Source organism: Rhodococcus sp. 27YEA6 (assembly GCF_044908235.1).
Taxonomy (GTDB): Bacteria; Actinomycetota; Actinomycetes; order Mycobacteriales; family Mycobacteriaceae; genus Rhodococcus_F; species Rhodococcus_F qingshengii.
Window position 1 is genome coordinate 285,397 of the sequence record NZ_JBIYCY010000001.1, and the last position, 20,425, is coordinate 305,821.

The window sequence follows — 20,425 nt, forward strand, 5'->3', positions numbered from 1 at the left end:
TCATGTTTCGGCTTCCCGCTCATCGAGACACTCACAGCGCCCACCTGGGCATCTGGTTAGCGTCCAGGCCAAGAGTTGCCAGCCATGAATGCCATAGGAGAAACAGCGATGGATCTGAGGGAATCGCCCGAGCAGCAGGAGCTCCGCAAGGAGTTGCGCGCGTACTTCGCGGCGCTGCTGCCGGAAGAGAAGCGTCGCGCGGCCGGCGAGCAAGGTGTGGGTGGCGAGTACTTCCGCGAGATCGTGAAGTTGCTGGGCAAGGACGGTTGGCTCGGTATCGGCTGGCCCAAGGAATTCGGTGGACAGGGACGCTCCATCGAAGAGCAGTTCGTGTTCTTCGACGAGGTTCAGCGCGCAGGTCTGCCGTTTCCCTTCGTGACGGTCAATACCGTCGGACCGACGTTGATGAAGTACGGCACCGAAGAACAGAAGGAACGTTTCCTGCCCGGCATCCTGGCCGGCGACATCGTCTTCGCAATCGGGTACACCGAGCCCGAGGCCGGCACCGACCTTGCGTCACTCAAGACTCGTGCGGTTCTCGACGGTGACGAGTGGATCGTCGACGGCAACAAGATCTTCACCAGTGGCGCCAACACTGCCGACTACGTGTGGCTGGCCTGCCGCACCGACGCGGATGCCCCCAAGCACAAGGGAATCTCGATCCTGATCGTCCCCACCGAGGATGCAGGCTTCGAGTGGTCACCGATCAACACCGTCGGCGGTTTGATGGTGACGTCCACGTACTACTCCGGCATTCGAGTTCCGTCGAAGGACGTTGTGGGCGAGGTCAACGGCGGCTGGCAGCTCATCACGGCTCAGCTCAACCACGAGCGAATCGGCCTGGCGGCCATCGGTGGTCGCACGTACGGTCTGTGGAACCTGGTCCTGGACTGGGCCAAGGAAAACGGCGCCATCGACATCCCGTGGGTGCAACAGGACTTCGCTCGCACACACGCCAAGCTCGAGGCCATGCGACTGCTGAATTGGAAGATGACGGCAGCCGTCGCACAGGACACGCTCTCCGGAGCCGACGCCGGTGCCACCAAGACGTACGGGACCGAGACTCACGTCGACGTCTACCGCACCCTGCTCGGAATTCTCGGCTCCGCCGGTCGCATCCGCCCCGAGTCTCCGGGCGCTCTGCTTGCCGGTCAGATCGAGCAGATCTCGCGTCAGGGTGTCGTGAACACCTTCGGCGGCGGCGTCAACGAAGTTCTGCGGGACATGGTCGGCACCATCGGCTTGGGACTCGTTCGCGAAAAGAGGGTCAAGTGAGCGACATTTCAGCGCAACTCGACGCTTTTGTCGGCCAGACGCTTGTTCCCACCACCTGGGGACCCGACGAGGTCAACATCCCCATGATCCGGCATTGGGCCGAGACCATGGGCGATACCAACCCCGTCTACCTCGACGACGACGCCGCCCGCGCCACCGGACGCGACGGCGTCGTCGCTCCCGCTCAGATGCTCCAGGTCTGGATCATGCGGACCTTTACCGACAAGATGGCGGGCAACGACCCGTCGCAGGTGTGGACCGATCTGATCGCCACCCTCGACGCAGCCGGCTACAGCTCTGTCGTGGCCACCGATTCCGATCAGGAGTTCTTCGCCGAACTGCGCCCAGGCGATCGCGTTAACTACACCGAGGTCATCGAGTCGATTTCGCCGGAGAAGAAGACCGGCCTCGGTGTCGGACACTTCGTCACGACGCTCAAGACCTACCGCAACGGTGACGATCAGGTTGTCGGCACCCAGCGGTGGCGGACGCTGCGGTTCAAACCTCAGGAATCTGCTGCGCCCGAAGCTCCTCGTGCACTGCGTCCGCGTCCGGCTCTCAACGCGGACAACGCTTTCTGGTTCGAAGCAGCCAAGGAGCACCGTCTGGTGATCCAGCGCTGCACGTCCTGCAAGACGCTGCGTCATCCCACCGGCCCGATGTGCGGGGAGTGCCGGTCACTCGAGTGGGACACGATCAACGCGTCGGGTCGTGGCACGGTGTACAGCTTCGTGGTCAATCACCACCCCAAGATCGACGCGTTCGACTACCCGCTCATCGTTGCGGTAATCGAACTCGAAGAGGGAACCCGATTGATCGCCAACATGGTGGGTATCGCGCCCGAAGATGTCGTGGTCGACATGCCCGTGGAACTTGACTGGATCGACGCCGACCCGGATCTGACGCTTCCCGCGTTCCGGCCGGCCGTACGCGAGGAGCACTGATGGACTTCAATTTCAGCGAAGAGCAGGAAGCAATTCGCGCACTGGCCGACGAGGTCTTCACCAGCAAGGCAACGATCGAGCGCACCAAGGAGATCGAACTCTCCGCTGAGCGCGTCGACCGTGAACTGTGGCGCGAACTCGCGAGCACCGGCCTGCTCGGTATCGCCCTGCCGGAGGAGTTCGGCGGCGGTGGCCTCGGCTTGTCCGAGCTGTACGCACTGCTCGAACAGCAGGGACGTCACGTTGCGGCCGTGCCGATCTGGGAAACGACCCTTGCAGCATTGGCTGTCAACGAATTCGGCTCTGATTCCCTTCGCGCCGAACTCCTTCCGGGAGTTGCCGACGGCAGTCGATTCCTGACCGTCGGTCTCGAAGAGTTCGGTCCGTACACTGGCGGCGACCCACTGACCACGGCTGAGCAGGACGCCGACGGCAACTGGACTCTGACGGGTGAGAAGGCAGTAGTGCCGATGACTCACGTCGCGAACCTTGCTCTCGTTTCGGCAACCGCTTCCACTGGTACGGCACTGCTGCTGGTCGACCTGAGTGCCGAGGGAGTGACGCTCGAACAGACGCAGTCCACCAGTTGGGAGATCTGTGCCAACGTCACCTTTGCCGGTGCCCCCGCGCAGCTGATCGGTGCGGCTGACGGCACCACGGTTCCGTGGCTGATCGACCGCGTTCAGCTGGCATTGGCCGCAATCCAATGGGGCGTCGGGTCGGGTGCAGTCGCGCAGGCCGTCACGTACCTGAACGGCCGCAAGCAGTTCGGCCGTCCGCTGGCGACCTTCCAGGCCGTCAATCATCAACTCGCTGACTGCTACATCGATCTCGAAGCGATGCGCGTGACACTGTGGCAGGCCGCCTGGCGCATCTCCGAGGGACTGGATCTCGGCACCTCGGTACTGGTCGCCAAGTGGTGGGCTACCGACGGCGGACAGCGCGTCGTGCATCGCACCACGCATGTTCACGGCGGCATGGGCGTCGACACCGACTACCCGGTTCACCGTCACCTGTTGTGGGGCAAGCAGATTGCTGCCACCCTCGGTGGTTCCAGCTCCGATCTAGCGCGTCTGGGTGCGCAGCTCGCATCCGGTGTGGAGGTGCTCGCATGACCGTACTTGCCGGTCGCAGTTACGCAGACGTCGTTGTCGGAGAGGCATTGCCCGAGTTGGCGATCCCGCTGACCCGCACGTTGATCGTCGCCACGGCAATCGCCACTCGCGATTTTCAGGACGTGCACCACGATCCGAGCCTGGCCCAGGAGCGTGGCTCGAAGGATGTCTTCATGAACATCCTCACGAGCAACGGTCTTGTCGGTCGATACGTCACGGACTGGGCCGGATCTGCATCGACCCTGCGCCGCATCGCCATTCGTCTCGGGGCGCCCAACTACCCGGGTGACACCATGACGATGACCGGTGAGGTCGTGTCCAAGGAAGACGGAGTGGTCGTGGTCAAGGTGCAGGGTGCAAACAGCCTCGGCAACCATGCATCCGGCACCGTCGCAGTCGCTTTCAAGGAAGAGGAGAGGCCCTGATGGCGATCAGCCCACTCTCGGGAGCCGCCGCCATCGTCGGCATCGGATCCACCGAGTTCTCCAAGAACTCCGGCCGCACCGAACTGCAGTTGGCGTGTGAGGCCATCGTCGCGGCACTCGCTGACGCCGGTATCGATCCGTCCGAGGTCGACGGTCTGTCCACCTACACGTCGGAGACGAACGGCGAAGCGATCGTGGCTCGCAACTGTGGTCTCGGCGAGCTGAAGTTCTTCTCGCGCATTCACTACGGCGGCGGCGCTGCGTGTGCCACCGTGCAGCAGGCAGCCATGGCAGTTGCGACGGGTGTTGCCGACGTCGTGGTCTGCTACCGCGCCTTCAACGAGCGCTCCGGTGTGCGCTACGGCCTGGGCCAACACGATCGACCGATGGACAGCACGGCTGACCGCGCCGCGTATGCGTGGATGACTCCTCAGGGATTGTCGACTCCCGCTCAGTGGGTCGCCATGTTCGCCCGCCGCTACATGCACCAGTACGGTGCGACGAGTGAGGACTTCGGACGAGTTGCAGTGGTGGCGCGCAAGCATGCCGCCAACAACCCGGCTGCTTGGTTCTACGAGCGTCCGATCACGCTCGAGGACCATCAGAACTCGCGCTGGATCGCCGAGCCGCTGCACCTGCTCGACTGCTGCCAGGAAACCGACGGCGGCCAGGCATTGGTCATCGTCTCTGCCGAGCGCGCAAAGGATCTGGCCAACAAGCCCGTCGTCATCAAGGGCGCCGCTCAGGGCAGTAGCAAGGATCAGCACATGATGACCAGCTACTACCGGCCCGACATCTCCGGTATCCCGGAGATGGGCCTGGTTGCTCGTCAGCTGTACGGCCAGAGCGGCCTGACACCGGACGACATCAACGCCGCGATCCTGTACGACCACTTCACTCCGTTGGTGCTTCCCCAGCTCGAAGAACTGGGCTTCTGCAAGCCAGGCGAAGCAAAGGACTTCATCCGCGAAGGCAACCTCGAGATCGGTGGACGCCTGCCGTCCAACACTCACGGTGGTCAGGTCGGCGAGGCGTACCTGCACGGTGTCAACGGAATTGCCGAAGGTGTGCGACTGGTGCGAGGCACGTCGACCAACCAGCCCGAGGGCGTCGAAAACGTATTGGTCACAGCCGGAACAGCAGTACCCACCAGCGGTCTCGTTCTCGGCGCTGTTTGAGAGAGGAAAAGACAGTGACAACTTCGGAAGCTGCGAAGACCGCCGGCGATTGGCGTGGAGCCGATCTCGGGACCCGCACCGTGTCGTACACCGAGCGCGACGCGATCCTGTACGCACTTGCCGTGGGCGCCAAGGCGACCGAGCTGGACCTCGTCTTCGAGGATCAGCTTCGGGTACTGCCGACCTTTGCTCTGACGCTGGCGCAGTGGGCTCCCGACGCTCTGGGTTCGGCGGGCGCCTTCGACACCTCGACGGCACTGCACGGCTCGCAAGAGCTGAAAGTGCTTGCTCCGCTTCCGCGTAGCGGTGACGTGACCTTGAAGGCTTCGGTCGGCGAGGTGTGGGACAAGGGCGCAGCGGCCGTGTTCGAAGTGAAGGTGGAGTGCGAATACTTCGTCGCGACCTGGTCACTTTTTGCCCCCGGTGCCGGTGGATTCGGCGGAGAACGTGGACCCTCACGTCCGGCGGAGCCGACCGGCGAGCCTTCGTTGACCGGTGTGCTGACCACAGCGGAGAACCAGACGGCGATGTACCGGCTCCTGGGCGACAAGCACCACATCCACATCGATCCCCAGGCTGCGGCGCGGATCAACCAGCCGCGTCCGATCATGCACGGCCTGTGCACGTTGGCCGCCAGCACACTCGAGCTTGCTCGGGTCGCCGGAGTGCATCCGGCTGATCTTGTCAGTCTCGAAGGTCGATTCGCTGCGGCGATCCATCCGGGTGAGGCGCCGTCCATCGTTGCGTGGGGAACTCCCGACGACCTGGCCTTCCAGGTCACCAAGGGTGATCAGGTAGCGATTTCCGGTGCACGAGTGAGCTTCTCCGCTCGCTAGTCCCTCCAGACTCAACTGCGGGGTGCTTGACCCCTCGTCGCGCCCCGCAGTTGTTCACACGAAGAAGCAGCCCCCGAGCGAATCCGCTCAGGGGCTGCTTCGTATTTGTTTCAATCCTGGTGGGTCGCCATGTAGCGAGCCGGGTACTCACCGCCGCCGTGAACGGCGATGTCGGCGCCGTTCACGTACGAGGAGAGCGGGCTCGCCAGGAACAGGCAGGAGTTGGCGATATCGGCCGGCACGGCCATGCGCTCCATCGGAATGGTCCTGGTGACCGCAACGCCGCCGTCGGCGCCGTAGACCTCGGCGGCAGCCTCGGTACGGATCAGGCCGGTGGTGATGTGGTTGATCCGGACCTTCGGCGCCCATTCGAGGGCCAATGCCTTGGTCAGAACGAGGAGGCCTGCCTTGGCTGCGCTGTACGCCGCGGTTCCGGGCTGCGGGTCGATCGCCGAGACACTGCCGATGTTGATGATGGCACCGCCGTCGTCCTGAGTCTGCATCACTGCATTTGCGGCCTGGGCAACGTTGAAGGGTGCCAACAGGTTCAGGGCCACGATCTTCTCGACGAAGCGGGGTGACACCGTCGCAGCATCGGCATCGGGGGAGCCGCCGGCGTTGTTGACCAGGACGTCCAGACGGCCGAAGCGCTCGACGGCATCCTGGACGAGGGCTGCGGCGTCGGCGGGATCGCGGACGTCAGTGGCGCGAAAGGCTGCGCTACGGCCGTCGGCGGTGGGTAGGTTTTCGGGCTCGTTACGGCCACAGACCAGCACGTTCGCACCCGCGGCGAGGAAGGTTTCGGCGATGACGTAGCCGATGCCTTTGGTGCCGCCGGTGACGATCACCGAGCGTCCGCTGAAATCGACGGGGTTGGGCAGTGTCACGGTGGAGCCTTCCTGGTGCGGTGCCGAGCTGAATTGCCGCCCAATGTGATTGACGCGACGTGGTCGCACACCTTAGGGTCAAGCAAGTGCTTGGTTGTTTTGTAGGTCGAGTGTAGACGACAAACGGCGGCAGTCACCAGAATCGACCGGTCCCTCCCGCAAAGGGACCTCTGCGTCGACGGACATTGGAGTAGTCACATGGGCAAGCTCGAAGGCAAAGTTGCACTCATCACGGGTGCGGGTCAGGGAATCGGGCAGGGGATTGCCCTGGCCTTGGCCAAAGAGGGCGCCGTGATCGCCGTTGCCGGCCGCACCGAATCCAAGTTGCACACCACGTGCGGACTACTGGCTGACATCGGTGCGCGCGGTGAGGCGGTGGTCTGCGACGTCAGCAAGAAGGACGACATCACCGACGCCGTGGACCGTACCGTCGAACTGTTCGGCGGAATCGACATCCTGGTCAACAACGCCAACGACTGCAAGCCCGGCCCACTCTCGAGCGTGCTCGACGAAGACTTCGAGCGTTCCTTCGCGACGGGGCCGCTCGCCACCCTGCGCATGATGCAGGCGTCGTACCCCCACATGAACAGTCGTGGCGGTGGCGTCATCATCAACATGGTCACCTCGGCGGCGGTGCGCTGGGATGCCAGTAACTACGGCGCTTACGGTTCCATCAAAGAAGGCATGCGCTCGTTGACCCGCGCTGCGGCCTGTGAATGGGGCAAGGACAACATTCGCGTTCTCAATGTTGCCCCGCACGCCAAGACTCCCGCGTTGCAGTGGTGGATGGACAAGAATCCCGAAGAGGCAGCGGCATTTGTCGCAGGTATTCCGCTGGGACGCGTCGGAGACCCCGAGACCGACATCGGTCGTGCCGTCGTCTTCCTCGTCAGCGAAGACGCCGGGTACCTCACGGGTGCCACGATCCCGCTCGACGGCGGCCAGTCGCGCTGGGGCTGACCGTCATCGACCCGATCAGGTCATCACGGCGCCGCCGTCGACGGCAATCGTCTGGCCGGTGACGTTGCGAGCCTTGTCACTGAGTAAGAAGGCGACCATCTCGGCGATGTCTCCGGGCGTCTGAGCTCGACCCATCGGAACCATCTGTGCGACAAAAGAATCGAAGACGTCAGCATCGGAAACATCTGTGAGCGAGGGATCGCGTCGACGCAGTTCCTTGATGGTTCGAAGCCACATGTCGGTGAGGATCAGGCCGGGCATGACCGTATTCGAGCGAAGTCCTCGAGTCGCACCGATCCGGGCGACGCTGTGACTCATCTCGATCACGGCGGCCTTCGACGGTCCGTAGTGCGCGAGCATGTCACCGCCCAAGCGGGCACCGATCGACGCGATGTTGACGATCGCTGCCGGACCCTCGGTTCTGCTCACGAATTCGCGGCACATCAGGAAGCTGCCCTTGGTGTTCACCGCAAAGGTGTTGTCCCACTGGTCTTCGGTGATCTCGAGGAACGGAGTGAAGACGCCGATTCCGGCGCCGTTGACGAGTGCAGTCGGGCTTCCGGCCGATGCAGCCACGTCGAAGGCGTTCTTGACGTCACCTTCACGTCGAACATCGCATCGTGCCGTGTGGACTGCTACGCCAAGGCTTTCCAGGCGTGCTGCGGTGTCGGCGAGTGCGGCCTCTTCGATGTCGAGGAGAAGCAGGGTGCCGAAGTCCTCCGCAAGGCGCTCGGCAATAGCGGCGCCCAACCCGGCAGCTGCGCCGGTGACAATGGCTACGGGCGCGCTCACGGCAGGTGCGTTTCGAGCAGTGGGGCAAGCAGTTCGGCTGCGCGCGCCGCCGTGATGACTTCGCTCGGGTCCACCTTGGTCACGACTTTCGAAGCAGAATCTTCGTAGACATGCTCACCGATGAGTCGCCCCTGCTCGTCGTACGGCCAGACAAATGCCAAGGTCCGACGCACGAGATACCAACCGTCGGGGTCGATGTCCGACGACTGTTCGGGGGCTGCGGGGGTGGATCCACCCGATTCGTGCACCGCGCCGAACACCCCGTCTCCCAGAATCGATCCTGGGACGAATTGACTGAAGAGAGTCTCACCCGAGAATCCGCTGTCGGAGACCGCGAAGTCGGACTGTCCGGTCCACATGACAAGGGTGTCCGTCTCGGCGAGTGACTGGTAGAAGTTGGTGACGGCGTCCATGCCGTCCAGAACAATCGACTGCCCGTCTTCGAACAACCGGTAGACGGGTTCTTCGACGGTCATGTCGGGCGAGAGGATTTCCTTGTAACGACCGGAGACCTCGAGCAATGCGTGGCGCCGGTAGTTTCGGAGGATCTTCTGGTGCCGCGGATTGTCGATGGTTTCCAATTGCTTTTCGACGCCATCCATCATGTGGACGAATTCGTGCTCGTACTTGCTCATCACATCTCCTGGTTTCGCGGATTCGGCGGGCTGTCCGGATCTGCGACAACTGTGACCTGACGTGGCATTCGCTGTACATGTAGAACTTCGTTCGACAATTGCCGGTTTGCTTAACTCCGCTGTTCAGATACCGTGATGGTCATCACTTTGCTGGCGAACGGCGGCCTAAGACAACCGAATGGACGGTAATGAAAAAGGCGAGAAGAGGTGAAGATCTGAATCTGCGGTTGGTGTCCTCGTTGCTCGTCGTCGTGGCGGAAGGGCACTTCGGCCGAGCGGCAGACCGGTTGTTCGTCACGGCGCCTGCTCTCAGTCAGCAGATTCGTCGACTCGAGGAACAGGTGGGTGTCGAGTTGGTTGATCGCAGTTCGCACCCGGTGGTGCTCACCGCCGCGGGTGAGGTGTTCGTCGCGGATGCGCGGCCCGCTCTCGAGTTCGCCGTTCGCGCGATGAACGGGCTCGACGCACTCGAGCGTCGGCGGGCCAGGCGGTTGCGGATCGGATTCATCAACGGGGCGGCCGGAAGTTTGGGACGTGCGGTGATCGATTCGTTGCATGCGGAGGTGGAGCTGGTCCAATTGGACTGGTCCCAACAGGTTTCCGCGGTGGCGAGCGCGACCGTCGACGCGGCCTTCGTGCGACCGCCACTGCCGGTGCTCGACGGTGTGGTGCTCGAACGGATAGGCGTCGAACCGCGGGTGTTGGCTCTGCCTCGAGGGCACCGACTGGCGGGTCGCGCGAGCATCGAGATTTCTGAAATAGATGGGACTGTGCAGGTTTCGAGTGACGGCGCACCACCCGAATGGGTGAAATGGTGGTCGGTGGACCCGCGCCCGAGTGGTGTACCCGTCCGGTACGGTCCCTCTGTCCGCACGATGGACGAAGCGCTCGAGGTTGTCGCCAACGGTCGGGCGGTGGTGATAACGGCAGCAACCATTGCCGAGTACTACACCCGCTCGGATATCAGTTTCGTGCGCATTTCCGACATCGAGCAGTGTTCGATCGATCTGTGTACCCGCGAGGGCGACAGCAGTCCGGCAGTGATCGAGCTACGCAAAGCTGTTTCAGCCCTCGGTACCGCCAGGTGATTGCCGTGTCCTGATGTGATGCGCATGTACTCGGATGAAATACGCATTCTTGCCGTCTTCGTTTTAGTCGGATAGACTAAAACCATGAAAACGATCAGCACGGCACTTGAAATCGTCGAGGCAGCACGAGTTTCGGCCGATGTGTTCGGGGGAGGCTCCAGCGATCTCGACACCCGTCGCGCTGCGAAGCGTCGTTTTCATCGGCTCGCCTCCGCCATTCATCCGGACCGGGCGAAGCCCGAAGATCGGGTGCGATACTCGGCCGCAACATCTCGGTTGAACGAGCTATACCGCAGTTGGACAGCGGAGTTCGAGCCGGCAGATTCTCGGCCCGTTTATGTCGGCGAGCGGGGCGAGTACACGTTGGGTGGACTGGTAGCGCGCGGCTCGGTCGCTAACCTGTACCGGTCCGATGCCGGTGTCGTACTGAAGATTCCGCGAGACCCTCGGGCGAACTCGATGATCGAGGCCGAACGGAATGTGTTGACGGACATCGAGAATTCGTGCGAAGCCGGTTGGGCAGTCTCGTACTTCCCGCGATTGATCGATCAAATCACCCATGTGGGCAGCGGCACGAGACGTCAGATCGATGTGTTGGACGATCTGACCGAAGGTTTTGTGAGTCTCGCCGACGTCCGTGAGGCGTATCCAGGTGGCCTCGATCCACGGGACTGGGCGTGGATGCACCGACGGCTACTTCGGGCTCTGGCAGCAGCGCATGCGACTGGTTGGGTGCACACGGCGATTACCGCGGAGAACGTGCTGATCGAGCCTGATCGGCACGGGGTGGTGCTGGTCGGCTGGTCCTTTGCCACCCGTACGGGCAGCCGCCCGGTGGCGACGATCGGTTCCGATCGTGATTCGTACCCACCGGAACTCGGCGAAGGAGCGTCTCCGGCCTGGGACGTCTACATGGCTCATCATTTGATGCTCCGAATGCTGGGCGAGCAGACCCACGAACGGATGAAGGTGTTTGCCGACGGCTGCATGCAGGACAACCCGAGATTGCGTCCCGACGCGGTCGACCTACTGGGTGAGTTCGACGAACTCCTCGATCTTCTCTATGGCCAGCGGACATTTCGTCCGTTCGCCGTTCCATCCACGAAAGGACAGTGATTGTCATGGGCTACGGATACTGGGACGACAACACCTATTTGGCGGGCAAGACTTTTCGTGCCGCACGCGGTGTCGACGATTTCGGTTACACCGATTCGCTTCGGTCGCGTCCGCGAAGCAGTTGGAAAGCGGACCCGACCCTCGACCCCTTCGGCGTCGACAAGCGTGAATGCCGAGACTCGGCCGGGCACCCCGATTCTCTCCCGATAGCAGTGCTTTTCGATGTCACCGGCTCGATGGGCGCTGTTCCTCGAATCATGCAGGACAAGCTCGGAAAGCTGCACGGGCTGCTGCAACGCAAGGGATACGCGGATGATCCGCAGATTCTGTTCGGTGGTATCGGCGACGCCGATTCCGATCAGGTGCCACTACAAGTCGGCCAGTTCGAGTCGGGTAACGCGATGGACGAGCAGCTTCGGACCATCTTCCTCGAGGGCAACGGTGGTGGACAGAAGTCGGAAAGCTATGAATTGGCAGCATATTTCATGGCGCGCCACACCAGTACGGATGCCTGGGAGAAGCGTGGAAGGAAAGGCTACCTCTTCATCATCGGCGACGAGCTGAACAAGCCGCGACTCTCGGCTCGTCACATCCGTTCGGTGATCGGCGACAAGGTACGTCAGGACGTATCGGTCCCGTCGATCTACCGTGAACTCGAAGAAAGATGGAATGTCTACTTCGTTCTGCCAGATCAGTCGTCGTACTTCAACGATCCGGAAATCGCGGATCACTGGAAGAAGTTGCTCGGTGAACGCTTCGTCAAACTCGACGACCCCGCTGCGGTGTGCGAACTGATCGCGCTGACGGTCGGAATCGGCGAGGACCGCATCGACCTGCGTGACGGACTGGCGGATCTCCGCGACATCGGTTCAAGAGCTGAAGCCGAGACCGTCGGCAAGGCTCTCGCTCTAATTCCAGGGCGCAGCACCGCGACGGTGGCCGGGTTGCCCCACGATCTCGGAACCGATACGGACGATGTTGATTTCGCATAGAAGGAGAGCATGATGGAGCCGTTCGAAGACCGAGATATCGTCGTCGTAGACCTCGGGTTCGGAGATGCGGGGAAGGGAGCAACCGTCGATTGGCTTTGCTCCGACCAAGCCGATTTGGGTGTGGCCGCAGTGGTCCGGTTCAACGGTGGGGCACAGGCAGCGCACAACGTGACGGTCGGCGAGCGCCACCACACGTTTTCGCAGTTCGGTTCGGGAACGCTGTCCGGCGTCCCGACGTTTCTCTCGAGATTCGTGTTGGTCGAGCCCATCGCCCTCGCCCGGGAGGCGCGTGCTCTGGAAGCGCTCGGAGTTCGAAATCCGTTCGATCTGATACGGATCGACGCGCGCGCATTGTTGACGACGCCGATTCACGTGGCCGCCAACAGGGCCCGTGAGGATGCTCGCGGCGGTAACCGACACGGCTCGTGTGGCAAGGGGATCGGTGAGACCGCGGCGTATGCGCTCGAAGTTGCGAATGCGCCTACGGTGGGAGACTGCCGGCGACCTGATTCCTTGCGTCGTAAGTTGTCGGCGTTGGCCACATTCTACGGACCGTTGATCGCGGAGAGTCGCCACGGTTTTCCGCCGATCGACGACATGGTCGACATGTACGCGGAATTCGGTGCCGTCGTGGACATCGCCGACCCGGATGCGCTGGGCGCGTTGGGTGCCCGTGGTCGTCTGGTATTCGAGGGGGCACAAGGTGTCCTTCTCGACGAGTGGCGGGGGTTTCACCCACACACCACGTGGTCGACGGTCGAGCCGTCCAACGCGCGAGCGATGATCGACGAGTTGGGCCGGGACAGTTACGTACTCGGCGTCACCCGCACGTACATGACACGACACGGAGCTGGGCCCTTCCCGACGGAGGATCCGGAGCTGGCGAAGGTGTTGCCCGAGCTGCACAACGGGACGGGTGAGTATCAAGGCGGATTCCGGACGGGCCACCTCGACGAGTTGTTGTTGCACTACGCAATCGAGGTGAGCGGTGGCGTCGACGGTTTGGCGCTTACTCATCTCGACGCGATGGATCGCGCGCGGGCTGCAGGCGTCCCGATCCACGGGGTGCACGCGTACGAAGGATTGCCGTTCGTTCCCGTCGGAGAGTGGAAGGATCTCGATCACCAGCAGGCGCTGACAGATTCCCTGAAAGCCGTAGGGGTCGTGCCGAAGGAACTTCCGGCCGACCCGGAGGATTTCGCCCGGTATCTGAGCGAGGAAATGGGTGCGCCGGTAGTGCTGACCGCGAACGGTGCCGACCGGGTCGATCGTCAGATGCGATGCCCAGTGCCTGCATGATGGACGGTGTGGACCAGTCACTTGTCTCGATCGATGTCATCGCGCTCCGGTTCGGCAATCCGGAACCCGGGATGTTGCGATTTGCCGTCACTCCGCGGCAAGCGGAGCCGTACACCGGGCAGTTGGCGCTGCCCGGTGTACTGCTGGGCGCCGGTGAGCGGTTGCAGGACGCCGCCAGGCGAGCCGTGACCACCAAGCTCGGAATTCCCGACGAGAAGATCCTCGTCAGCGGTCAATTGACCGTGTTCGACGAACCCAATCGAGACCCCCGCGGTCCGACGCTCTCGGTGACGATGTGGGCAGTGATCTCGTCGGACGAGGTGCCGGGTTCGGCCGAATGGGTGAGCTGGGACAACCCGGGGGACCTTGCGTTCGACCACAATCGGATAGTCGCCGATACCCGCCCGATCCTTGCTGACACCCTGTTGTGGCGAGATCAGGCATTCACGCGGGCACTACTGGGTCCGTTGTTTCCGGCGTCGTACGCGCTGGCCGTGGCGGAGGAGCTTTCCGGTGTGCGTCCGGACCCGGGCAACTTGAACCGGACGCTCAAAGCGTTGCCAGGGCTGGAACGTACGGACGAACGAGTCCGGGTCAGTGCCACCGGGCGACCCGCGGTGGTCTGGGCGTGGACCGAAAACAGCTGACCTACCTCAGAAGTTGCCCCGCGCGGCCTGCTCACGCTCGATCGCTTCGAACAGGGCTTTGAAGTTTCCCAGTCCGAATCCCAGTGAGCCGTGGCGTTCGATGATCTCGAAGAACACGGTGGGACGATCTCCGATCGGCTTGGTGAAGATCTGAAGAAGATAGCCGTCCTCGTCGCGGTCGACGAGGATGCCTCGCTTCTGCAATTCCTCGATCGGAACTCGAACCTCTCCGATACGCGCGCGCAATTCGGGATCCTCGTAATACGAAGCCGGAGTAGAGAGAAACTCGATTCCTTCGTCGACCAGAGCATCGACTGCTCCGAGGATGTCGTTGGTCGCAAGTGCGAGATGCTGAGCGCCGGGACCTTGGTAGAACTCGAGGTACTCGTCGATCTGTGACCGCTTCTTCGCGATGGCAGGTTCGTTGAGTGGGAACTTGACTCGGTGATTGCCGCTCGAGACGACCTTGCTCATCAGCGCGGAGTAGTCGGTGGCTATGTCGCCGCCCACGAACTCGGCCATGTTGGTGAATCCCATGACCCGGTTGTAGAAGTCGACCCACTGGTCCATCTTGCCGAGTTCGACATTGCCGACGACGTGGTCGAGGGCCTGGAAGATTCGCTTGGGCGCGCCGTCACGCTTGCGGTACGACGACGTCCGTTCGGCGTATCCGGGAAGGTAAGGGCCGGTGTAGCGGGAACGGTCGACGAGGGTGTGCCGAGTCTCGCCGTACGTCGCGATGCTGGCCAGGCGAACGGTGCCGTGCTCGTCGGTGACGTCGTGCGGTTCGCTCAACACTGTCGCGCCTTGGGTGATGGCGTGTGCGATGCACTTGTCCACGTCGGGGACGCTGAGCGCGATGTCGCGGATACCGTCGCCGTGACGGCTGTGATGTTCGATCAGCGGACTTGCCGGATCCACAGCGCCCTTGACGACAAACCGCACGGCCCCACTTTTGAGTACAAACGCGTGGTGGTCGCGGTTTCCCGTCGACGGGCCTGAATAGGCCACCAATTCCATGCCGAATGCGGACTGGAAGAAATGTGAAGTCTGCGTGGCATTTCCGACGATCCATTCGAGGCCGTCCCAACCGCTCACGGGGAAGGGATCGTGATCGCTGTCGTACTCGACCAAGCCGACCAACTGGCGCAATTGCTCCAGATCCAGGCCGGCCAGCTGTTCGTCGTCGGTGAGAGTCTGTTCGACGGTCATGATGAGTCCCCTCTGAGTGCGATGTACACAGCGCGGTGCGCGAGTTATGTTCGGCACTGCCAGTACAAACAGATAAGTCCTTGAGAGGTTGGGTAGTCAACGGAGGTAGTTGAAAGTAGACACAGCGCCGGAATGCGAAGATGGTGGCACTGTTTTGTAGGCAATTTGCATAGTTGAACGACGAGTGGAGCAGACGTGAATCTCGACGCAGTGGATCTGGCTCTGTTGGACGCGATGAACAAGCACCCGAGAGCCGGTGCGTTGGAGCTTTCGCGTCAGGTCAAGGTTGCGCGGGCGACAGTGCAGGCGAGATTGAAAAGGATGGAAGATGCGGGCGTCATCGCCGGATACGCGCCGCACGTCAATTTGGCTGCAGCGGGTTTCGGAGTACAGGCATTCGTGACTTTGCAGATCGCCCAGGGGGCGCTCGACACCGTCACCGCGGAACTCGAGGCGATCCCCGGTGTGCTCGAAGCCTTTGCCACCACCGGCTCCGGCGACGTGCTGTGCCGGATTGCCGCTGCGTCGCACGAGGATTTGCAAGCGACGCTGCTCGAACTGAATCGGTCGGGGATAGCCACCCGGTCGACCAGCGTCATGGTTCTCTCGGTTGTGGTGCCGCTCCGGTCGATGCCCCTCCTGCAGACTCTGCAGTCGGAGCAGACAACCAAGGCCCCGGCGTACCGACGAGGCGGTCAGTCTCGCTGACGACCCGGAGCCCAGAATCCCAGAACGATCGCGGATACCCACATGATCGCAGCGAGCGTGAGTGCTCCTTGATCCATGCCTTTGATGAAGGCTTCACGGGCGAATTCGGCCAACTGGGCACCCTGCGGCCCGGCTGCTTCGGCGACGTGGAGAGCGGCGGCCAGAGAACCGGATACCGGCTCCTTGGCCGGTTCGGGTAGCAAGTCGACCGCGGGCTGGACGTGATTTCCGTAGCCGGCGGCGAGGATACTTCCCGCCAGTGCAACGCCGATGGCGGAGCCGATCTCACGGGTTGCGTCGTTGACTGCTGATGCAACACCCTGTTTGGAGTCCGGTGCGTTGGAGACGATGGCAGCAGTGGCGGGGGTTGTCGACAAACCCAATCCAATAGCGGCCACTACCAAGGGAACACAGACTTCGGCATAGGTCGAACTGGCGTCCAAGCGCGTCAAGAGCGCAATTCCGGTTCCGAGGAAGGCAACCCCGGTGGCGGTGAGGGCGCGAAGGCCGATACGCGGAATCAGCAGGGGAGCAACCACGGACAGCGCCATCACCGGCACGGCGATCGGCATGAGGGCGAGCGCCGATTGCAGGGGGGAGTAGTCGAGCACCAGTTGGAGATACTGCACGATCAGGAAGAACAAGCCGAAAGTCGCCAGGAATTGCAGGGTCAGTGACGCTGCGCCGCTGCCGAATGCACGATTGGCAAACAGTCTGACGTCCAGAAGTGGGTGGCGAGTGCGTAATTCGACCCAGCTGAAGATTGCTGTCATGGCAATTCCGCCGACCAGCAACGCGAGAACTACCGGATCGAGCCAACCACGGGCCGGCGCCTCGATCATCCCCAGGACGAACAGTCCGATCGAGCCGGCGATCAGCGCTGTACCAGGTAGATCGAGTGGAGTTGCCTCCGTGTCCTTCGACGTCACGATCGTGAACGACACCACGAGGATGAGGACCGAGACGACGGCCAGGCTGACGAAAATCGAATGCCAGGACCATTTTTCGAGGAGTAGCCCGGAGACGACGAGTCCGGCGATTGCACCGGACCCTGCGACGCCGGACCAGACTCCGACGGCGCGGGCACGCTGCGCCGGCGGGAAACCTGCAGTGAGTAGAGACAGCGTCGCCGGCATGACAAATGCGGCGCCGACGCCGGATATCACGCGGGAGACGATGACCCACGACGGTTCGTCCGCGAAGACCGGAATCGACGAGCCGGCAGCAAAAACGAGTAGTCCGAACATGAGCAGTTCTCGTCGACCGTATCGATCGCCGAGTGCGCCCGCCGGCAACAAGAGACAAGCCAGCGTGAGCGTGTACCCGTCCACGATCCACGTGAGCTGGCTCTGTGTTGCACCGGTATCGCGGGCCAAGTCGGGAAGGGCCGTGTTGAGAGCGGCCATCGCTGCGACGACCAGCGCGACGGCGCAGCACGCGACCGTCAGCATCCAGATCTGTCGGATGGTCCACGTGGACTGTTCGAGCGTCGTATCGCTACTCACGAAACCTCCCGATAGAAACAAGACCATCAGTATCGTTACAAGAACAGCAGTTCCACAACCCCCAAGTGGGTATAACTGAAGTTGTGACGGTGGGAATCGACAAGCAGGGAATCGAACAGCAGGGAAACGACGAGGACCCGCGCAAACATCGTTCCAGGTCCAGGTTGCTCGACGCAGCGACCACGCTGCTGGCAGAAGGCGGCGTCGACGCCGTGACGATCGATGCCGTCACCAAGTTGGCCAACGTCGCGCGTGCGACGCTGTACCGCCATTTCGACAGCGGCACGGAGTTACTCGCCGCGGCATTTGCACGTCTACTGCCGCCGGTGCCGGAGATGTCCGGTGAAGGCGATCTCCGCGCGCAGTTGCTCGAGTTGTTGACCAGTCAGGCCAAGGCCATCGAAAGCGCACCGATCCAGGTGACGGCGATGTGCTGGCTCGGCTTGGGGCCGGAACTGAAGGGTTATTCGAGCGTCGATGCCCTGTCCACGGACAAGCCCGAATTGCGATCGCTGCGCCAGACGGTTTTCGAGCAGTACCGACACGCGTTCGATCGGATCCTGCGCTCGCCGGACGCGATCGACGCGTTGGGGGAGTACGACTACGACGTCGCACTTGCTCAGTTGGTCGGACCTTTGGTGCTCACCAAGCTGGCCACGCTGACGCCTCTCGGGGAGGCTGCGTGTGAGCAGATCGTGGACGACTTTCTGGCTGCACGCGGAGTGTCGAGCTGAGAGCTCACGGCTCCAGATTGCGGCGTAGCACGTACTGCTCGAGCCTGTCGATGCCGCGCACTCGTCGCGGACGAAGGTGTCGCAGTTTGAAATTGGCGTCCGAGCCGAGCTGGGTGGCCAGCTCGGAGTCGATCAGCACAGTGCCGGGACGAGCAGAGCTGGTGAGACGCGCGGCCTTGTTGACCACCGAACCGTAGAGATCTCCGAAGCGAACCAACGTCGGCCCCATGGCCAGACCCACCCGAAGCTGCGGATCGTCGTGATCGGCGAGGACCGCCTGCTGGATCTGCAAAGCGATCTCGGCGGCGTGATGAGGACTCTCGGCGGCAAACATGACCTCGTCACCGACGGTCTTGACCACCCAGCCGTAGTTGCGACCGATGATTTCGGTGGACGCGGACTCGAACCGCTCGAGCAGATCGTTGAGTTCGGCGGAGTCGAGGCCGCGGGTCAGCGAGGTGTACCCGACGATGTCGGCGAAACCCACGACCAGAACACGACTCGCTACTTCTTCGCCCGGGTTTCCGACGTTGCGGCCCGTCGACGACGCGACGTGGCGCTTCCACACGTACGTCTGCAGAGATTCGACAGCGGGAATGATCTCGGCGCCGAGGCGCAGAACGATCTTCCGGATCGCTTCGGGCTCGTGATCTGCCGAGTCGGCGAGCTGGTCGATGATGTGTGTGCTGATCAGCGAGACCTGCCACTCAGCCAACCTCGACATCGACTGCCCCAGTGAACGGGCGGCAGCCACCTCACTGCTCTGCGAGATGACTCCTCGATTGACCATGTCGATGATCGTCTTGAGGGCGTTGGCGTCTTGCTGGGTGAACATGACGGCGTCGGGATCCTCGTCGACGGCAAAGCCCATCGCGACCCACAAACGATCGGCACGCTCGCGTGTCACACCGGCGAATTCCGCGATCTGCGATTGCGTGAAGCAGCGCGGTCCGCCGAGGAGGGACTCCTCGATGTCGGCTTGAATCCGGCTGAGCAGATGAGCATCGACGTCGACCGGATCAGCGGTGTGAGGTTCGGCAACGTGAGATTCAGCAGGGGCGGGTTCGGTGACCTCGTCGATCCACTCTGACTCCGAACTGCTCACCGTGCTCCTTATTGCCGCAACGAATTTCTGTCCACCATCTTCCACGCGGTGCCCCGAGAACAGTACTGAATTGGCCGAACCGTCTACGGATCCTCGGGCTCAGGCGGGCGGTGAGAGTCAACACGTCGGTGGCTTGTGCAAGAGTTGCCCCGAGAAAAGCACTGTCGATACCGAAATGCACGAGATACTTCTGAAAGGACCTGCGCATGCCACCCCGTAGACGTTCCGGCGCTGCCGCATCAACGCCGGATCACCTCACTGCGGACAATCTGGCAGCGCTCGCCACGGCTGTCGCCGAAGGCAAGCGCGCCACCGTCTATCTGCGCGAGGCGACTCCCAGCCTGGGGATCGAAGCCGGTACCTCGGCGAAAGTCGTGTCGGTGGACGGCAACACCGTGATAATCCGCCCCAAAGGCGTCAACGACGAATTGCCTTTCGAGGCAGAGGAATTGCGCATAAACCGCGTCTCCGCGGCACCGGCCAAACCGGCGCCACGGCCCAAACCAGTTGTGGAGTCCGAGCCCCTGATGGAGCCACTCGTAGAGCCTGTTCGACCGAAGCCGCGTGCGCAGCCTGCACCCGCTCCGGTACCGACTGCCACTGCTGCCCCTGCCGCGACACCTCGTCCGGCCGTCAAGCGTGCGAAGAAACTGCCGGCCGGTATCAGCGTCACCATCCATGCCGGCGCGGACAACGACTGGAGCGTGACGGTCACACAGGGCGCCAAGCGTCCGGGCAAAGCAGTTCCGGTCGCACCCGATGCGGTCGAGCGAGCTGTCCGCGAGTTGGGTGAGCCCACCGCAATCGAGGCTGTCGAGTCCATCATCGTCGCTGCACGGGACATGGCTGCAGCGCGAGTCGACGAGTTGAGTCGTCAGCTCGAGGAGGCACGCAAGATGCTCGAAGCGCTCGGAGCTACCGACTAGAAACGCTGCGTAGGTCCGCACTTTCCGGGGTATGCGTTTTTTGCAG

The 20,425-nt window shown here is 62.5% G+C and carries 21 protein-coding genes; 15 read left to right on the plus strand and 6 right to left on the minus strand.

The genetic code is table 11. The annotated features are described in order from the left end of the window. Positions 1 to 108: 108 nt before the first annotated feature. From ABH939_RS01435 to ABH939_RS01460, 6 genes are read left to right on the plus strand one after another with little or no spacing between them, the layout of a single operon-like run. Positions 109 to 1,275 carry an acyl-CoA dehydrogenase family protein gene (locus ABH939_RS01435; RefSeq protein WP_003940442.1) on the plus strand — a complete coding sequence of 389 codons (1,167 nt, stop codon included), beginning with the start codon at positions 109 to 111 and terminating at the stop codon, positions 1,273 to 1,275. Beyond that, entirely contained in the window at positions 1,272 to 2,219 is a 948-nt protein-coding gene (locus ABH939_RS01440) for a bifunctional MaoC family dehydratase N-terminal/OB-fold nucleic acid binding domain-containing protein (RefSeq protein ID WP_054827060.1), read from the plus strand. The genes ABH939_RS01435 and ABH939_RS01440 overlap by 4 nt, the downstream gene beginning before the upstream one ends. Further along, positions 2,219 to 3,334, plus strand: a complete 1,116-nt coding sequence (locus ABH939_RS01445; RefSeq protein ID WP_030537002.1) for an acyl-CoA dehydrogenase family protein — start codon at positions 2,219 to 2,221, stop codon at positions 3,332 to 3,334. The genes ABH939_RS01440 and ABH939_RS01445 overlap by 1 nt, the downstream gene beginning before the upstream one ends. Further along, positions 3,331 to 3,759, plus strand: coding sequence for a MaoC family dehydratase (locus ABH939_RS01450; RefSeq protein ID WP_003940399.1), 429 nt, complete (start codon positions 3,331 to 3,333; stop codon positions 3,757 to 3,759). The genes ABH939_RS01445 and ABH939_RS01450 overlap by 4 nt, the downstream gene beginning before the upstream one ends. Next, a complete protein-coding gene (locus ABH939_RS01455; protein ID WP_003940050.1) occupies positions 3,759 to 4,937 on the plus strand; it encodes a lipid-transfer protein in 1,179 nt (392 codons plus the stop codon). The genes ABH939_RS01450 and ABH939_RS01455 overlap by 1 nt, the downstream gene beginning before the upstream one ends. A gap of 14 nt (positions 4,938 to 4,951) precedes the next feature. Continuing rightward, on the plus strand, positions 4,952 to 5,773 hold the full coding sequence (locus tag ABH939_RS01460) for a MaoC/PaaZ C-terminal domain-containing protein (protein WP_007732645.1): 822 nt from the start codon (positions 4,952 to 4,954) through the stop codon (positions 5,771 to 5,773). A 110-nt stretch (positions 5,774 to 5,883) separates the two neighbouring features. On the opposite strand, the gene ABH939_RS01465 is transcribed toward ABH939_RS01460, so the two are convergent. Further along, positions 5,884 to 6,660 (minus strand): SDR family oxidoreductase, encoded by a 777-nt coding sequence (locus tag ABH939_RS01465; protein ID WP_054187449.1) that lies wholly within the window; start codon positions 6,658 to 6,660, stop codon positions 5,884 to 5,886. Positions 6,661 to 6,858: 198 nt separating this feature from the next. Between ABH939_RS01465 and ABH939_RS01470 the strand changes: the two genes are divergently transcribed. Further along, positions 6,859 to 7,620, plus strand: coding sequence for an SDR family NAD(P)-dependent oxidoreductase (locus ABH939_RS01470; protein WP_058226566.1), 762 nt, complete (start codon positions 6,859 to 6,861; stop codon positions 7,618 to 7,620). A 15-nt stretch (positions 7,621 to 7,635) separates the two neighbouring features. On the opposite strand, the gene ABH939_RS01475 is transcribed toward ABH939_RS01470, so the two are convergent. Beyond that, the gene (locus ABH939_RS01475; protein ID WP_007732641.1) at positions 7,636 to 8,412 is read right to left on the minus strand and encodes an SDR family NAD(P)-dependent oxidoreductase; all 777 of its coding nucleotides are present in this window, start codon (positions 8,410 to 8,412) and stop codon (positions 7,636 to 7,638) included. Beyond that, positions 8,409 to 9,047 carry a hypothetical protein gene (locus ABH939_RS01480; protein WP_007732640.1) on the minus strand — a complete coding sequence of 213 codons (639 nt, stop codon included), beginning with the start codon at positions 9,045 to 9,047 and terminating at the stop codon, positions 8,409 to 8,411. The genes ABH939_RS01475 and ABH939_RS01480 overlap by 4 nt, the downstream gene beginning before the upstream one ends. Before the next feature lie 188 nt (positions 9,048 to 9,235). Between ABH939_RS01480 and ABH939_RS01485 the strand changes: the two genes are divergently transcribed. From ABH939_RS01485 to ABH939_RS01505, 5 genes are all read left to right on the plus strand, one after another. Further along, positions 9,236 to 10,135: a LysR family transcriptional regulator gene (locus ABH939_RS01485; protein WP_054187448.1), complete on the plus strand. Its 900-nt coding sequence runs from the start codon at positions 9,236 to 9,238 to the stop codon at positions 10,133 to 10,135. An 84-nt stretch (positions 10,136 to 10,219) separates the two neighbouring features. After that, positions 10,220 to 11,251 carry a hypothetical protein gene (locus ABH939_RS01490; protein WP_211920890.1) on the plus strand — a complete coding sequence of 344 codons (1,032 nt, stop codon included), beginning with the start codon at positions 10,220 to 10,222 and terminating at the stop codon, positions 11,249 to 11,251. Positions 11,252 to 11,256: 5 nt separating this feature from the next. Continuing rightward, a complete protein-coding gene (locus ABH939_RS01495) occupies positions 11,257 to 12,243 on the plus strand; it encodes a hypothetical protein (protein WP_136470823.1) in 987 nt (328 codons plus the stop codon). A 9-nt stretch (positions 12,244 to 12,252) separates the two neighbouring features. Continuing rightward, positions 12,253 to 13,542: an adenylosuccinate synthetase gene (locus ABH939_RS01500; protein WP_047270739.1), complete on the plus strand. Its 1,290-nt coding sequence runs from the start codon at positions 12,253 to 12,255 to the stop codon at positions 13,540 to 13,542. Beyond that, positions 13,539 to 14,189, plus strand: coding sequence for an NUDIX hydrolase (locus ABH939_RS01505; RefSeq protein WP_211921070.1), 651 nt, complete (start codon positions 13,539 to 13,541; stop codon positions 14,187 to 14,189). The genes ABH939_RS01500 and ABH939_RS01505 overlap by 4 nt, the downstream gene beginning before the upstream one ends. A gap of 6 nt (positions 14,190 to 14,195) precedes the next feature. On the opposite strand, the gene hppD is transcribed toward ABH939_RS01505, so the two are convergent. Further along, on the minus strand, positions 14,196 to 15,401 hold the full coding sequence (gene hppD / locus ABH939_RS01510) for a 4-hydroxyphenylpyruvate dioxygenase (protein WP_211920888.1): 1,206 nt from the start codon (positions 15,399 to 15,401) through the stop codon (positions 14,196 to 14,198). Between the two features lie 195 nt (positions 15,402 to 15,596). Here hppD and ABH939_RS01515 point away from each other — a divergent pair, with 195 nt between their 5' ends. Further along, complete coding sequence (locus ABH939_RS01515; protein ID WP_051649709.1) at positions 15,597 to 16,109, plus strand: Lrp/AsnC family transcriptional regulator; 513 nt, start codon at positions 15,597 to 15,599, stop codon at positions 16,107 to 16,109. Here ABH939_RS01515 and ABH939_RS01520 read toward each other — a convergent pair. Then, positions 16,097 to 17,641 carry an MFS transporter gene (locus ABH939_RS01520; protein ID WP_058037678.1) on the minus strand — a complete coding sequence of 515 codons (1,545 nt, stop codon included), beginning with the start codon at positions 17,639 to 17,641 and terminating at the stop codon, positions 16,097 to 16,099. The two genes, ABH939_RS01515 and ABH939_RS01520, sit on opposite strands and share 13 nt — an antisense overlap. A gap of 56 nt (positions 17,642 to 17,697) precedes the next feature. On the opposite strand from ABH939_RS01520, the gene ABH939_RS01525 reads away from it, so the two are divergent. Continuing rightward, complete coding sequence (locus tag ABH939_RS01525) at positions 17,698 to 18,348, plus strand: TetR/AcrR family transcriptional regulator (protein WP_404649218.1); 651 nt, start codon at positions 17,698 to 17,700, stop codon at positions 18,346 to 18,348. A gap of 4 nt (positions 18,349 to 18,352) precedes the next feature. On the opposite strand, the gene ABH939_RS01530 is transcribed toward ABH939_RS01525, so the two are convergent. Further along, positions 18,353 to 19,453: an adenylate/guanylate cyclase domain-containing protein gene (locus tag ABH939_RS01530; RefSeq protein ID WP_007732623.1), complete on the minus strand. Its 1,101-nt coding sequence runs from the start codon at positions 19,451 to 19,453 to the stop codon at positions 18,353 to 18,355. Between the two features lie 206 nt (positions 19,454 to 19,659). Between ABH939_RS01530 and ABH939_RS01535 the strand changes: the two genes are divergently transcribed. Then, positions 19,660 to 20,379 carry a DUF6319 family protein gene (locus tag ABH939_RS01535; protein WP_312638343.1) on the plus strand — a complete coding sequence of 240 codons (720 nt, stop codon included), beginning with the start codon at positions 19,660 to 19,662 and terminating at the stop codon, positions 20,377 to 20,379. Positions 20,380 to 20,425: the final 46 nt, after the last annotated feature.

Coding starts and splice junctions, on each gene's coding strand:
- ABH939_RS01490 (WP_211920890.1), top strand. CDS start 10,220: ATGAAAACGATCAGCACGGCACTTGAAATCGTCGAGGCAGCACGAGTT.
- ABH939_RS01450 (WP_003940399.1), top strand. CDS start 3,331: ATGACCGTACTTGCCGGTCGCAGTTACGCAGACGTCGTTGTCGGAGAG.
- ABH939_RS01500 (WP_047270739.1), top strand. CDS start 12,253: ATGATGGAGCCGTTCGAAGACCGAGATATCGTCGTCGTAGACCTCGGG.
- ABH939_RS01495 (WP_136470823.1), top strand. CDS start 11,257: ATGGGCTACGGATACTGGGACGACAACACCTATTTGGCGGGCAAGACT.
- ABH939_RS01470 (WP_058226566.1), top strand. CDS start 6,859: ATGGGCAAGCTCGAAGGCAAAGTTGCACTCATCACGGGTGCGGGTCAG.
- ABH939_RS01485 (WP_054187448.1), top strand. CDS start 9,236: ATGAAAAAGGCGAGAAGAGGTGAAGATCTGAATCTGCGGTTGGTGTCC.
- ABH939_RS01480 (WP_007732640.1), bottom strand. CDS start 9,047: ATGAGCAAGTACGAGCACGAATTCGTCCACATGATGGATGGCGTCGAA.
- ABH939_RS01535 (WP_312638343.1), top strand. CDS start 19,660: ATGCCACCCCGTAGACGTTCCGGCGCTGCCGCATCAACGCCGGATCAC.
- ABH939_RS01520 (WP_058037678.1), bottom strand. CDS start 17,641: ATGGTCTTGTTTCTATCGGGAGGTTTCGTGAGTAGCGATACGACGCTC.
- hppD (WP_211920888.1), bottom strand. CDS start 15,401: ATGACCGTCGAACAGACTCTCACCGACGACGAACAGCTGGCCGGCCTG.
- ABH939_RS01505 (WP_211921070.1), top strand. CDS start 13,539: ATGATGGACGGTGTGGACCAGTCACTTGTCTCGATCGATGTCATCGCG.
- ABH939_RS01435 (WP_003940442.1), top strand. CDS start 109: ATGGATCTGAGGGAATCGCCCGAGCAGCAGGAGCTCCGCAAGGAGTTG.
- ABH939_RS01455 (WP_003940050.1), top strand. CDS start 3,759: ATGGCGATCAGCCCACTCTCGGGAGCCGCCGCCATCGTCGGCATCGGA.
- ABH939_RS01445 (WP_030537002.1), top strand. CDS start 2,219: ATGGACTTCAATTTCAGCGAAGAGCAGGAAGCAATTCGCGCACTGGCC.